The 12,746-nt window shown below is 35.3% G+C and carries 15 protein-coding genes; 7 read left to right on the top strand and 8 right to left on the bottom strand.

Translation table 11 applies throughout. From position 1 onward, the window contains the following. Nucleotides 1-8: 8 nt before the first annotated feature. A complete protein-coding gene (locus DNJ73_RS02690; protein WP_158466171.1) occupies nt 9-296 on the bottom strand; it encodes a 4a-hydroxytetrahydrobiopterin dehydratase in 288 nt (95 codons plus the stop codon). Nucleotides 297-315: 19 nt separating this feature from the next. Beyond that, a complete protein-coding gene (locus DNJ73_RS02695; RefSeq protein WP_158466172.1) occupies nt 316-777 on the bottom strand; it encodes a secondary thiamine-phosphate synthase enzyme YjbQ in 462 nt (153 codons plus the stop codon). A 229-nt stretch (nt 778-1,006) separates the two neighbouring features. Between DNJ73_RS02695 and DNJ73_RS02700 the strand changes: the two genes are divergently transcribed. Further along, entirely contained in the window at nt 1,007-2,536 is a 1,530-nt protein-coding gene (locus tag DNJ73_RS02700) for a carboxypeptidase M32 (RefSeq protein WP_158466173.1), read from the top strand. 127 nt (nt 2,537-2,663) lie between these two features. Beyond that, nucleotides 2,664-3,251, top strand: a complete 588-nt coding sequence (locus tag DNJ73_RS02705) for an inorganic diphosphatase (protein WP_158466174.1) — start codon at nt 2,664-2,666, stop codon at nt 3,249-3,251. Nucleotides 3,252-3,265: 14 nt separating this feature from the next. Here DNJ73_RS02705 and hemC read toward each other — a convergent pair whose 3' ends face one another. After that, nucleotides 3,266-4,213 (bottom strand): hydroxymethylbilane synthase, encoded by a 948-nt coding sequence (gene hemC / locus DNJ73_RS02710; protein WP_158466175.1) that lies wholly within the window; start codon nt 4,211-4,213, stop codon nt 3,266-3,268. Nucleotides 4,214-4,371: 158 nt separating this feature from the next. Then, entirely contained in the window at nt 4,372-5,670 is a 1,299-nt protein-coding gene (gene rpoD / locus DNJ73_RS02715; RefSeq protein WP_158466176.1) for an RNA polymerase sigma factor RpoD, read from the bottom strand. Nucleotides 5,671-5,869: 199 nt separating this feature from the next. Here rpoD and DNJ73_RS09730 point away from each other — a divergent pair, with 199 nt between their 5' ends. Then, nucleotides 5,870-6,013, top strand: coding sequence for a hypothetical protein (locus DNJ73_RS09730; RefSeq protein ID WP_187152538.1), 144 nt, complete (start codon nt 5,870-5,872; stop codon nt 6,011-6,013). Between the two features lie 37 nt (nt 6,014-6,050). Further along, the gene (priA, locus tag DNJ73_RS02720; protein WP_158466177.1) at nt 6,051-8,285 is read left to right on the top strand and encodes a primosomal protein N'; all 2,235 of its coding nucleotides are present in this window, start codon (nt 6,051-6,053) and stop codon (nt 8,283-8,285) included. A 15-nt stretch (nt 8,286-8,300) separates the two neighbouring features. Here the strand turns inward: priA and DNJ73_RS02725 are convergent, their stop codons facing one another. The 3 genes from DNJ73_RS02725 to DNJ73_RS02735 form a co-directional block, all read right to left on the bottom strand. Then, nucleotides 8,301-9,392 carry a DUF3153 domain-containing protein gene (locus DNJ73_RS02725; RefSeq protein ID WP_158466178.1) on the bottom strand — a complete coding sequence of 364 codons (1,092 nt, stop codon included), beginning with the start codon at nt 9,390-9,392 and terminating at the stop codon, nt 8,301-8,303. Then, complete coding sequence (gene argB / locus DNJ73_RS02730) at nt 9,393-10,238, bottom strand: acetylglutamate kinase (RefSeq protein WP_374027161.1); 846 nt, start codon at nt 10,236-10,238, stop codon at nt 9,393-9,395. Between the two features lie 61 nt (nt 10,239-10,299). Next, nucleotides 10,300-10,863 (bottom strand): DUF2854 domain-containing protein, encoded by a 564-nt coding sequence (locus tag DNJ73_RS02735; protein WP_158466180.1) that lies wholly within the window; start codon nt 10,861-10,863, stop codon nt 10,300-10,302. Between the two features lie 53 nt (nt 10,864-10,916). On the opposite strand from DNJ73_RS02735, the gene DNJ73_RS02740 reads away from it, so the two are divergent. Then, nucleotides 10,917-11,108 carry a hypothetical protein gene (locus DNJ73_RS02740; RefSeq protein WP_158466181.1) on the top strand — a complete coding sequence of 64 codons (192 nt, stop codon included), beginning with the start codon at nt 10,917-10,919 and terminating at the stop codon, nt 11,106-11,108. 6 nt (nt 11,109-11,114) lie between these two features. Here the strand turns inward: DNJ73_RS02740 and DNJ73_RS02745 are convergent, their stop codons facing one another. Further along, nucleotides 11,115-11,552, bottom strand: coding sequence for a single-stranded DNA-binding protein (locus DNJ73_RS02745; protein ID WP_158466182.1), 438 nt, complete (start codon nt 11,550-11,552; stop codon nt 11,115-11,117). A 31-nt stretch (nt 11,553-11,583) separates the two neighbouring features. Here DNJ73_RS02745 and DNJ73_RS02750 point away from each other — a divergent pair, with 31 nt between their 5' ends. Together DNJ73_RS02750 and cutA are read left to right on the top strand one after the other, a co-directional pair. Then, the gene (locus tag DNJ73_RS02750; RefSeq protein WP_158466183.1) at nt 11,584-12,393 is read left to right on the top strand and encodes a precorrin-6A/cobalt-precorrin-6A reductase; all 810 of its coding nucleotides are present in this window, start codon (nt 11,584-11,586) and stop codon (nt 12,391-12,393) included. Between the two features lie 16 nt (nt 12,394-12,409). Beyond that, entirely contained in the window at nt 12,410-12,733 is a 324-nt protein-coding gene (cutA, locus tag DNJ73_RS02755; protein WP_158466184.1) for a divalent-cation tolerance protein CutA, read from the top strand. Nucleotides 12,734-12,746 lie beyond the last annotated feature (13 nt).

Consider the following 12,746-nt stretch of genomic DNA (forward strand, 5'->3'; position numbering starts at 1 on the left):
AATATAAATTAGGTATTGATTAATTTATCAATAGACTCAGCAAGCTTGATGTCATTAGTAGTAATTCCACCTTTGTCATGTGTAGTTAATTCGATTTTAACTTTATTATATGTATTCTGCCAATTTGGATGATGATCCATTTTTTCAGATAAAAGGGCGACCTTACTCATAAAGCCAAAAGCATCAATAAAATTATCAAATTTAAATTCCTTCTTTATGGTTTTATTATCTATTATCCAAGAAGGGTTCTTTTCTTTAAAATAATCTAGTTGATTTTGCTCTATTAAAGAAACCATGAGTTTTTTCTATCTAATTTTAATTTAAATCAAAATCACCAATTGCATGCAATTGTAATGACCTTGATTTATTTGAGGTTCTATGTTCCCAAATATAAATTGCTTGCCATAAGCCTATTTCTAATTTGCCATCAACAACACTGAAGCTAAGATTATTTGAGGTAAGCATTGTTCTTATATGAGCAGGCATATCGTCAAATCCCTCTTCTGAATGAAGATATTCTATTCTTTTATCACTTCTGTCAATTGGATAAAATCCCTTTTCGGGCACAATGGCTTTCATGTAAGTTGATAAATCTTTAAGAACATTGATGTCCGCATTTTCATTTATAATTAAACTACAGCTTGTATGTTTTAGAAAAATAAGAAGTATTCCTTTATGAAGCTTGTAATTTTTAATCCAATGATTTATATCTTTTGTTATATCAGTAAAGCCTTGTCCATTCGTCTCGAAATCTAAAGTTGATAAAACCTGATCCATTCCTAATAAACCATTTAACCTTAATCTATAAATTCTAACAGGTTTGTTGCCTTTCTATTAAGTCAATGAATTTCGACTTAGATCTTATAAAAAGATATAATCTTTTTTATTTTCAAATCATGAATAATTAAATTAAGAACTTAAAATTTAAATTATTTTAAATTGATGAAATATAAATCTTTTTTCATCAATTTGATATTAGTATTACACAAATATTAAATGGACTACTTTGTCAAAGTCTGCTTGGCAGCTTTTAGGAGATTACCTAAAAGATACGCAGTTGTTGGGATCTATACAAAGCACTCTCTACTGGGATCAAAATACAACTATGCCTATTGCTGGTTCCTCTTGGAGAGGAGAGCAATTAAGTTTTTTAGCTAAACAACTTCATGCAAGACAAAGTTGTGAAAAGTTCGAAATTTTAATAAAAGAAGCAAAATCTGAACTTCAAAATTTAAAACAAAACGATGATTTGGAATCACAGCTCTTAACAGATAGGTTTAAAAATCTTGATTTGCTTGAGCAGGATTTCAATAGACAAAAAAGTTTAGATCCTAAATTGGTTGTTGAGCTTGCAACCGCAAAGTCTGAAGGTTATATGTGTTGGCAGGAAGCTAGGAAAAATAATGATTTTCAGTGCTTTTCGCAAGCTCTCAAAAAACTAATTACATTACGAAAAGAAGAATCCAATCAACTTTGTGAAGATAGAACTTGTTGGGAGACACTTGCACAACCGTTTGAGCCGAACTTAACGATTAATCGTGTAAAGGAACTATTTGAACCTTTAAAAAATAGATTGCCAGAATTGATTCATAGGGCTTCTATTGTTACTAACAAAAAGATTGAAAAATGGGATTTAGCAATTAACGATCAAGAAAAGCTTTGTCAAATACTTTTAAATGATTGGTCTAGAGATCCCTCTAATACAGCTATAGCTAAGTCCCCACATCCATTCTCCATAACTTTAGGTCCAGATGATTATCGAATTACGACTCGAATAGTTAAAGGTCAGCCACTTTCTTGCTTATTAGCTACTGCTCATGAGTGGGGACATTCTCTTTATGAACAAGGCTTGCCTTCAGAAAGCCACCAATGGTTTGCATGGCCTTTAGGTCAAGCAACCTCTATGGCTGTTCATGAGAGTCAATCTCTATTTTGGGAAAATAGAATTGCTAGGAGCTTTTCATTCGCAAAGTCTTTTTGGCATCATTTTGAGAATGCAGGTGCTCCAATTCACTCTGGAAATGATTTATGGGTCAATCTAAATCCATTCACTCCAGGATTGAATCGAGTAGAGGCAGATGAACTCAGTTATGGCTTGCACATAATGATTAGGACTGATTTGGAAATTGATCTTCTTGAAAAAGGACTACCTGTGGAAGATTTACCCAATGAATGGAATACAAGGTATTTGAACCTTCTAGGAGTTTCTCCAAAAAATGATACTGAAGGGTGTTTGCAAGATGTTCACTGGAGTGAGGGGATGTTTGGTTATTTTCCTTCTTATTTGCTTGGTCATCTCATTAGCGCTCAGTTAACAAAAACTCTTGAAAAAGATTTAGGGAAAATTGAAAATCTTATTGAATCAAAGGAAATCAGCAAAATTTTGAGTTGGCTTCGTAAAAATGTTCATCATTATGGGAGAAGTTTAGATTCCGAAGAACTTGTAAAGAGGGTCTCTGGAGAAACATTATCACCAAATTATTTTCTTCAATACTTAGACAATAAACTTGAAAAGCTTTCTAAAATCGCTGATTAAAATATATATTTATTAGCATAAAAATTAATTAAGGCATATTTTTTGTTGAAACTTTTCTAAATTATTTGCCATAACTTCATTTGCATTTACTGTGTTGATTTACCATGTAAGAACATAAAAAAATACTATGGCTAACCTTGACCAAGCACCTAGCAGAACAATGCCTAATCTGCTTCATGTTTTACCTGCGTTTGCCAATGAATCTGAACTTAGAGTCAATACTATCGTTGAGTTAAATTCAAATACCATAAATAAATACGAGCTTATTACTGAAACGGGGCATCTAAAGCTTGATCGAGTTGGATATTCTTCCCTCGCCTACCCGTTCGCTTATGGATGTCTTCCACGTACTTGGGATGAAGACGGCGATCCATTAGATATCGAAATTGTGAGTGTTACAGAGCCGTTGATCCCTGGTTCAATTGTTGAGGCAAGGATTATAGGAATAATGACCTTTGATGATGGAGGTGAAGTTGACGACAAAGTTATTGGCGTAATAGCAGATGATAAAAGGATGGATCACATAAAAAGCTTTGAGCAATTAGGCAAGCACTGGCTTAATGAAACAACTTATTATTGGGAGCATTATAAAGATCTTAAAAAACCAGGAACTTGTACTGTAAACGGTTTCTTTGGTGTTGAAAAAGCAGTTCAGATTATTAAATCTTGCGAGGAGCGCTACTTATCTGAAATAAATCCGAATTTAATTAATTAAATTGTTCGAGCGATTTAGGCCCTTGCAGACTTGAATATCTCTTCTAATATTTCTCCAGCACCACGGCCTTTTAATTCGTTTGCTAAGTCTATTCCGATTTCCTCTGCAGCGCTTACAGAGCCTTTTTTTATATCTCTAATTAATCTTTTACCATCTAAACTTGCAACCATACCTTCAAGAATTAATTCATCGTTGTTAATTTCAGTTCTAACGCCTATTGGAACTTGACATCCTCCTTCAAGCTCTCTAAGGAAAGACCTTTCTGCTAAACATCTTTTAGATGTTGATTCGTGTTCAAGTGTTTTTAAAATATCTAGTACCTCTTTTTGACCACTTACACATTCAATACCAAGAGCACCCTGTCCTACTGCATGGAGTGAAATATCTGTTGGAATTAACTGATGTATTCGATTAGCAAAACCAAGTCTTTGTAATCCAGCAGCAGCCAAGATAAGACAGTCATATTCTTCTGAGTCAAGCTTTTCTAATCGTGTAATAACATTTCCTCGTACATCTTTGAAAATAAGATGTGGATAATGGTATCGCAATTGAGCAAGCCTTCTTAATGAACTAGTCCCCACTACAGAACCTTCTGGCAGCGTTTCTAGTTTGTAAATTTGATTTTTCTCATTAACGACTAACGCGTCCGAAGGATCCTCCCTTTCTGTTATGCAGCCAAGAATTAATCCATCTGGAAGGTTTGTTGGTAAATCCTTAAGTGAGTGTACTGCAATTTCGGCATGACCAAGAAGCATTTGAGCTTCAAGCTCTTTAGTGAAAAGACCTTTATCTCCTATTTTCGCTAATGCTACATCAAGTATTTTGTCACCCTGCGTAGCCATTGCTTCGATAGTGATAGCAATATCAGGATGGGCTTTTTGTAGTTCATCTCGTACCCAGTTCGTCTGAACCATGGCCAGCTGGCTTCGGCGAGAGGCGATGCGCAGTTGGTCTAGTGTCATTAGCAAATATTTTCTATTTCATTACCTTAAGCAGTCAACCTTACCAAATTAAAATTCTTGGAAAATAATTTAATAAGGTTGATGTGAAATGAAATTTATGATCTAACCAAATATTTGTATTTCTTGTTAGGAAAAGTAAAGGTTATAGTTTAATTTTTTTAATTTAGCTTTATATATTCTTTAAGTACTCCGTTTCTATTTGGATGACGTAACTTCCTTAAGGCCTTGGCCTCGATTTGTCTGATTCGCTCTCTGGTTACATCAAAAATTTGTCCAATTTCCTCAAGTGTTTTCATCCTCCCATCATCTAAACCATAACGAAGTCTAAGAACATCTCTTTCTCTAGGACTTAATGTGGCGAGAACACCTTCCAAATCTTCTCTTAATAAGGTTTTTGCTACATCCTGCTCAGGGTTTTCAATATCTGCCTCAATAAAATCACCAAGTCTAGAATCTTCTTCTTTCCCAATAGGAGTTTCTAGAGAAATGGGGAGTTGAGCACTCTTGGCTATAAATCTAAGTTTCTCGATAGTCATTTCCATACTTTCGGCAATTTCTTCCTCGGTTGGTTTCCTTCCAAATTCTTGACTTAAAACTTTAGTGGTTTTCTTGATACGTGAAATAGTTTCATATAGATGAACTGGCAAACGAATTGTTCTGCTTTGATCTGCAATTGCTCTGGTAATTGCCTGTCTAATCCACCACGTAGCATAAGTTGAAAATTTATATCCTTTCTCATGGTCGAATTTTTCCGCTGCACGAATTAGACCAAGGCTTCCTTCTTGGATTAGATCTTGAAAGGATAAACCTCTATTCATATATTTTTTTGCAATTGAAACTACCAACCGTAGATTTGATTGCACCATTTTTTCTTTTGCTCTTCTGCCAAGCATTAACCGCCTGCGGAAGCGAGTTAATGGCATTTCTGCAAGATTTGCCCATTCTTTAACAGAGGGGAAATGACCATTCTCACTTTCAAACTGAGCAGCTTCCTCTTCTAATTGAAGAAGATCAGCTATCTTTCTTGCTAATTCAATTTCTTCGTCTGGCCTGAGCAGTCTTATTCGACCAATCTCTTGCAGATAAACCCTTATAGAATCTTCTGTGTAAACCCCTTTTGGCCCAATTTTTATGCTTGCTAAAGCCTTAGCTGCTGCCTCTTGAGCACTTGAAAGCATGGAGACATTATCGTCATCATCAAGATCGATTTCTGATTCAGTTACTTTGTCTGCTTCAGCAATTAATTTATCCGCCTCTAGATCTAAATCGATTTTAAGATCATTTGATGATTCTTGAGGAGGAGTTTGAGTTTCTTTAGTCACTTTTTCTTTGGCGGAAGTTTTTTTGATTTTTTTTGAATTATTTTTTGTTTCCTGATTTATAGACAAGTTTTTAGACTTCTTCTTTTTCTTAGAAGTAACTTTCTCGATTGTTTTTTGGTCTGTTGCAGAACTCATGTTATTACCTAAAAATGGAAGGAATCTCCTAGAGAAAATATTTCAGGAAAGACTATTTAATTTGTAGAATTTCAACAAAAACACTCTAATTTGACATTGTCCTTAATCGTGATGAATCTTGCGAAAAATCACATGATATAAATTAAGAACTTACAACAGTAAGTAAGGATGTTTCGTTGAAGAACGGTAATCAATTTGTATGCAAGGATGTCAGGGGATTTCTCAGACCGGCATGCCTCACAATAGGATTATTCCTAATGTAGGCAAAGCTTCTAGTCTTCCCTTTGGGTGGGATCTTGCAAGCTCCACAACAGCTTTAAAGCTGTTAACAATCCAATGGTAAGAAAAATTTCTGAAGTCGGCAAGTATTAAACAATGATATGAATCCTTTTGTCTTTGATATTTGGTTGCATGTGGGTAGAGAAGGGCGATGTTTCTCTTATCAAGATGGAAATAATTTACACATAGAGTTAGGCGATGTCGTGACAGTTCGTCTAAAAGGGCGACTTATGCAGGGCTTGGTAGTCAAAAAAAGAAAAATAAATTCAAAAGAAAACCTCAATAATATTTCATTTAATGATGTGGTTTCCTTGGTTCAAAAGGCAGCTATCAAAAAAGAATGGAGAGAGTGGCTTGGCGAAATGGCTCGTGAATTATTCGTAAGTGATTTTCAGATGCTTAAGGCTGCTTTACCTCCAGGTTGGTTGGGGAGGTCGAAATTATCAAAAAGGTCTAAAAAACTTTGGTGGGTGAAATTGTCTAGCAAAAGTTTTGAGGGTGATATATCTACCAGACAGATTGAGTTAAAGGAACATCTTCTTTTAAATGGAGGAGGGAAATGGCAAAAAGATTTGGAGGGTGAAGGATTCTCCTCAGTACTAATTAAAAACTTTATTTTGACTGGTTGCGGAGAAAGAGAAAAACGTCTTTTTCTGAATGATTCTTCTGATAATAAGCAATCTAATGATCAAAGGATCTTAAAAATTGAGGATTCTCAACCTTTAACATTAGAGCAAAAATTAGCTAAAGAAAAATATAAGTCTCTTCAAAATGGCTCAACTCTTCTACTTTGGGGCATTACCGGATCTGGAAAGACGGAGGTGTACTTACAAATTGCTGCACTTGAGTTATCTGCAAGTAGGCATTGTCTGATACTTACGCCTGAAATTGGATTAGTACCACAATTAGTTGATCGCTTTAGAAAGAGATTCGGAGAAAATGTTTTTGAATATCATAGTAATTGCTCGCCTCAAGAGAGAATAGATACTTGGAAGAAATCTTTGGAAACAAGAACACCTAGTATCTTTATTGGCACTCGATCAGCAATCTTTCTTCCATTATCTAACTTAGGATTGATAGTGCTTGATGAAGAACATGACAGTTCTTATAAACAGGAATCCCCTATGCCTTGTTATCATGCAAGAGATTTAGCAATTGATAGAGCAAAAAAAATAGGAGCTAAAGTAATACTTGGAACAGCAACTCCATCTTTGAGTATTTGGAGGGATATAGAACCCAAAGGCAATATTATTGTCGCAAGATTAACTCGACGAATTTTAAATCGTAAATTACCAATGGTTAATGTTGTAGACATGCGTGAAGAATTAGCTATTGGTAATCGAAGCTTAATTAGTAGATATCTAAAAAAACAACTTTTGAATCTAAAAAATAATGGAAATCAGGCTATAATTTTAGTGCCTAGACGTGGGTATAGCAGCTTTCTAAGTTGCCGTAGTTGTGGTGAGGTTGTCCAATGTCCACATTGTGATGTTGCTTTAACTGTGCATCGCTCTAAAGAGGGAAATCAATGGCTACGTTGTCATTGGTGTGACTTTCGCTCTAAAATTAATGATAGATGTGGAGAATGTGGCTCAAATGCTTTTAAACCATTTGGAACGGGAACTCAAAGAGTTATTGATCATTTGGAACGAGAGCTAGAGGGGATCAGCTTGTTACGGTTTGATAGAGATACAACTAGAGGCCGTGATGGCCATAGATTATTGCTTGAAAAATTTGCCAAAGGTAATGCCGATATCTTGGTAGGAACTCAGATGCTCTCTAAGGGTATGGATCTACCAAAAGTTACCCTTGCCGTCGTTCTAGCAGCAGATGGTTTATTGCATCGTCCTGATTTAATGGCTACAGAGGAAACTCTTCAACTTTTCATGCAATTAGCTGGTCGTGCGGGACGAGGTGAGCAACCTGGGAAGGTAGTAGTGCAAACTTATTGTCCTGATCACCCAGTGATTCTTCATTTAATTGATGGGAGGTATGAAGAGTTTCTTAAGCAAGAGGAAAAGACTAGAAGAGAAGCAGCGTTAGTTCCATACAGTCGTGCATGTTTATTAAGGTTTTCAGGTGAATCTTCAGAACTGACCTCAAATGGAGCATTTCATATCTCATCTAAAATCAGTAATTTTTGCAGTCAAAAAGGTTGGAAATTGGTTGGTCCAGCACCTTCATTAGTTGAGAGGGTTGCTGGTAAAAGCCGTTGGCAACTGCTTTTATACGGTCCTGAATCAAGTCAAATTCCACTTCCTTATGGATCTGAATTATGGAAAGATTTGCCAAAAGGAGTAAGTCTTTCTATTGACCCTGATCCTCTTCAGCTTTGAAATGTGGAAACTTCGCTAAGGTGGCAGTTCAGGAAAACCGAATCCCATATTGAGACGAAATGTTTGAAGGAATAAGCTTATTAAAATCAGAGAAATTATTAAGATAAGCCCAACTGCAATTTGGTTCCATTTCCAATAGGAAACCTCTAATTGATTAATCTGTCCGATTTTAAGAGGTAATGATGTTAGCCCTTTTTTAAAGATAGGTTCTAGAGGTTGAGTTTTGAAGTTATTTTTATTTTGAATGCCATGTATTATTAAATTTAATTTTAATCCAGGAACTTTTGGAAGTTCTCTTAAGTCAAAATAAATTTTCAAATTTTGATTGGCGCCAATTATCCAATTTCGATTAGTTGTAGTTAGTTCAGGTTTATTAATATTGAATCCGCTGGTATTTGAAACTACTGAGGTTATTTGTTGAAGTAATTCATTTGCCTCTTCAAATCGAATAGTAGGTGATTCAAAATGTTGTTTATTTCCTTCGGCTTGGATTTTAAAAACACTATTTTCTTTAGCAAGATTATCTGCAAATTCTATTTGCCATGGAATTGATTTGCTAGAAATGCTATCAATATCAAGTGAAATTTTTAGTCGATTTGAACTAGTAATACTCAAGTTTGTTGATATATCAACACAACCACTCAAGAGAAAGGCTAACAACGAAATGATTAATAAAGTTATTATTGAAAATCCAAAGTCTAGGTTTTTGGTTGGACCAGTTGGAGGATGATTAACTTTTTTCTTTTTTCTTTTTGGTTTTCTAGATGATGACTTTAAAGATGACTCCATCTCTATTTTTGGTATTTCTACAGACCAGTTTGAAGGCCTTGGTAATGACGGTGCATCAAGTATTGAAAGGAGTTGTTTAGACTGTTGACGAACATTCGCATCTTTGCTATTGATTAAAGTCTGACAAATATTAATTGCATTTTGTTCATCACCTAGACCCATATAAGCAGTGACTTTTAGGAGTCTTAATTGTGATCCGATTGGTGTAGCTGTTGAGAAGGATAAAAGTAAGGGATCTATTATTTTTATGCAAAGATTATAATCACCTTTATCAAGGGCAGCTTCAGCAGCTTTTATAGCCGAAGCTGAGTTTGACATTTAACCTCTGCCCATAACCATTGTTCCAATACCGGCATCAGTGAATACTTCTAATAAAAGGGCATGAGGAGTTCTTCCGTCAATAATGTGTGCAGCATTGACACCTTGAGCGAGTGAGCGAATACAACATTCAACTTTTGGTTTCATGCCTTCTTTAACGATGCCTTGATCAATTAATTCTCTAGCTTCTGATAGACGTATCTTTTCTATTAAAGAAGACGGATCATTTGCATTCCTTAAAATACCAGGAGTATCTGTCAAAAGGATTAATTTTTCAGCACATAGTGCTGCTGCAAGTTCTCCAGCAACAGTATCAGCATTGATATTATGTGATCTGCTATCAGAGGAGTTGGCGACACTTGAAATGACAGGGACATATCCTTCTTCGAGGAGTGGACTTAATACTTTTATATTTACTTTTGCAACTTCTCCCACAAGCCCATGGGTTCCACCCCCAAAAGGTCTTGCTTCAATTAATCCCCCATCTATACCGCATAGTCCAACGGCTAAACTTCCGTGATTATTAATTCCACTTACTATCTGTTTATTGACTCTCCCTACAAGAACCATTTCAACTATGTCCATGGTTTTAGTGTCGGTAATACGCAGACCATCAAGAAAAACTGGCTTTATTCCTAATTTTTCTAACCATTGGTTGATTTCTGGTCCTCCACCATGAACGACTACTATTTGAACTCCAACAGATGCTAAGAGAGCGATGTCTCTTAAAACAGCATTCTGAAGTGATTTGTCTACCATAGCTGCGCCACCATATTTGATTACGATCCTTTTGTTTGCAAAACGCTGAATGTAAGGAAGTGCCTCGCTTAAGACAGAAACTCTCATTGAGTCTTTGTCACTAAAAGGCTTATTAAAATTTTTAGCTGAGCTAGTTTTTTGCTCTTTTCTATTCATTTTCTTTTTGATTTTCTTCTTGTTTTGGTGGAAGTAGGGTTAGATCAATTTCACCAGGTGTGGGGCAAAATAATTCAGCACATAAACCTTTAGCAAAAAATCTTCCTAACCGCTCTTTTTTATCATTCCATCTTTCTAAAGGTACGCCAGCCATTTCAAACCTCATTCGTAAGCCATAATTACCATCTTTAACTAATTCTTCTATTTCAATTAGTTGGGGTGGATTATCGATATCCCAAAGCTTTAATACTCTAAGTGATGCTTCAAGCTGGCAAGATTGCCCATAACGCCATCTGGTCACATCTTTAATTAATTTGCCCAGTTCTTCAGGGCCCTTTTCTCTTTCTTTGGCAAATTTATTTGCAGAAACCACTCTTAGGGCAGGAGGCACTTCAGTGGTTTTTAGTGATATGCCAATTAGAAAAATTGGTACTCCGTAGAAGAAAGTCGGAACACTTAGGTTTGTTGCATCAGTGAAATAGGCTGTTAAGCCTATTAAAGAGAGGGAAGCTCCTCCTATGGTGATGAGATTCCCCGGTGAAAGAAGTTTATTCATGAATGTAATTTTGGCTAAAATCTAGGGCAGATGTGTTTTAAGGAGACAGTCTTATGGCCTCACACACTCACAAATTTAATGAGTTAACTGAACTTGTTGAAAAATTAAATAAGGATAGGTCTTTGATCCTTGAACAATTAGATAAAGGCAGCTGGCCTGAATTTAGACCTGATCTGGCTGCGTTGGAGAGAGAGTTAGGTCATCTCTTGACTAGGGCTAATGAATACATTGAAGAAAATTCCTAATCCAATCTAGAATGGAATATCATCTGTATCAGGTATTAATGGTGAGCTATCCCATTTGACACTTTCGTTATTTGAAGAAGTTGCAGAATTGTTTTTTTGATTTGACTGGGTTTTGGAAGGAATTGATGAAAGAGCTATGTTTGTTGAAAGTGGGTGGATTCTAGAAAGAGTAAATTCAGCTTGTTTTTCTTTTGTACCATCTTGTCTAGTAACTGAATTCATTCTTAAGCGTCCTTCTATTACTAATTTAGAATTGACTTGAACTTTGTTTTGCAGTTCTTCTGCTAATTTCCCCCATCCAATAACTTTTATTGAGCTTGGAGGATCATCAGCACGAAGACTGTCGAACTCAGCTTCGATTTCGGCTAATGGAGTTTTGTTGTCTTGGGTAAAGCGAACTGTTGGGGCCTTTTTAACCAAAACCTCAAGCATACAATGATTCATTCTTTCTCTTTAGTTATTGAGGTTTATTTTGATGGATATAAGGAAAAAATGCCAGCCACATCTTTGGTTGTTAACAGGAACAGGTGAAGGTCATGCCTTTGCTAAGTCTTTATTAAAAGAAGGTTGGAAAATCACTGTGAGTGTTGTGTCGGAGAGAGCTTCAATCCCATATGAAAAATTAAATTTAGAGAAAATATTAATCGGAGCTTTGATAAGTGAGGAAGATATTCGAAGTGTAATTTTTAATGCAAGAAATAATCATGGTGGATTTCATTGTGTCATAGATCTTACTCATCCATTCGCTTTAAAAATAACATCGGCCATCTCAAATGTTTGTAAGCAACTAGATCAACCATTTATAAGATATGAAAGACCAAAAAATAAGATTTCAAATGCATTCCTAATAAAAAAATTTAGTGATTTGGGTAATTATAATTTAAAAAATAAATCTATTTTGCTGGCCTTAGGTGTTAGAAGCCTTCGGGAAGCATTGCTTCTTTTAAGAGATTCAGGAGCTAATGTATATGCAAGAGTTTTAGCTAATCCAGAGAGTATAAAAAAAGCTTTGTCTTCATCAATTATCCACACAAATTTTGCAGTTCTCAATCCATCAGGTTCAAGTAATGGAAAAATTGAACAAGCACTTATAAGACGGTGGGCTATAGATGGAGTTATTTGCAGGCAATCAGGAGGAGCTAATGAAATGTTATGGCATCGAATTTGTTCAAGTATTGGTATTGACCTTTGGTTATTGGAGAGACCATGTAAATATGAAAATATTAATTCAATAGATAGCTATGACAAATTAAGTGAAAAATTAAAATCTATTAATATGTTATGAAATAGATTAGAAATTCATGGTTTATTCTGATTTTAGTCAAGGAATTTACTTGATAATAACCACTGAAGCAGATAAAAAAAAAGCATATAAGATGGCGAATGTACTTTTGGAAAAGAAATTAATACCTTGTGTAACATTTAAGCAAGTAGAATCACATTTTTGGTGGGCAGGAAAAATAAATCAATCAAAAGAAGTACAATTAATAATTAAGTGTAAGGAGGAAAACCTAAATAAAGTTTGCAATAAGATATCTCAATGCCATAGCTACGAAGTACCAGAAATAATTTATTTCCCTGTTTCAGCTAATAAAGATTTTCAACAGTGGGTAAATTCTTTTTGATAATGAACTGCTT

The sequence above is a fragment of the Prochlorococcus marinus XMU1408 genome, from assembly GCF_003208055.1.
In the GTDB taxonomy this organism is placed as follows: Bacteria; Cyanobacteriota; Cyanobacteriia; order PCC-6307; family Cyanobiaceae; genus Prochlorococcus_B; species Prochlorococcus_B marinus_A.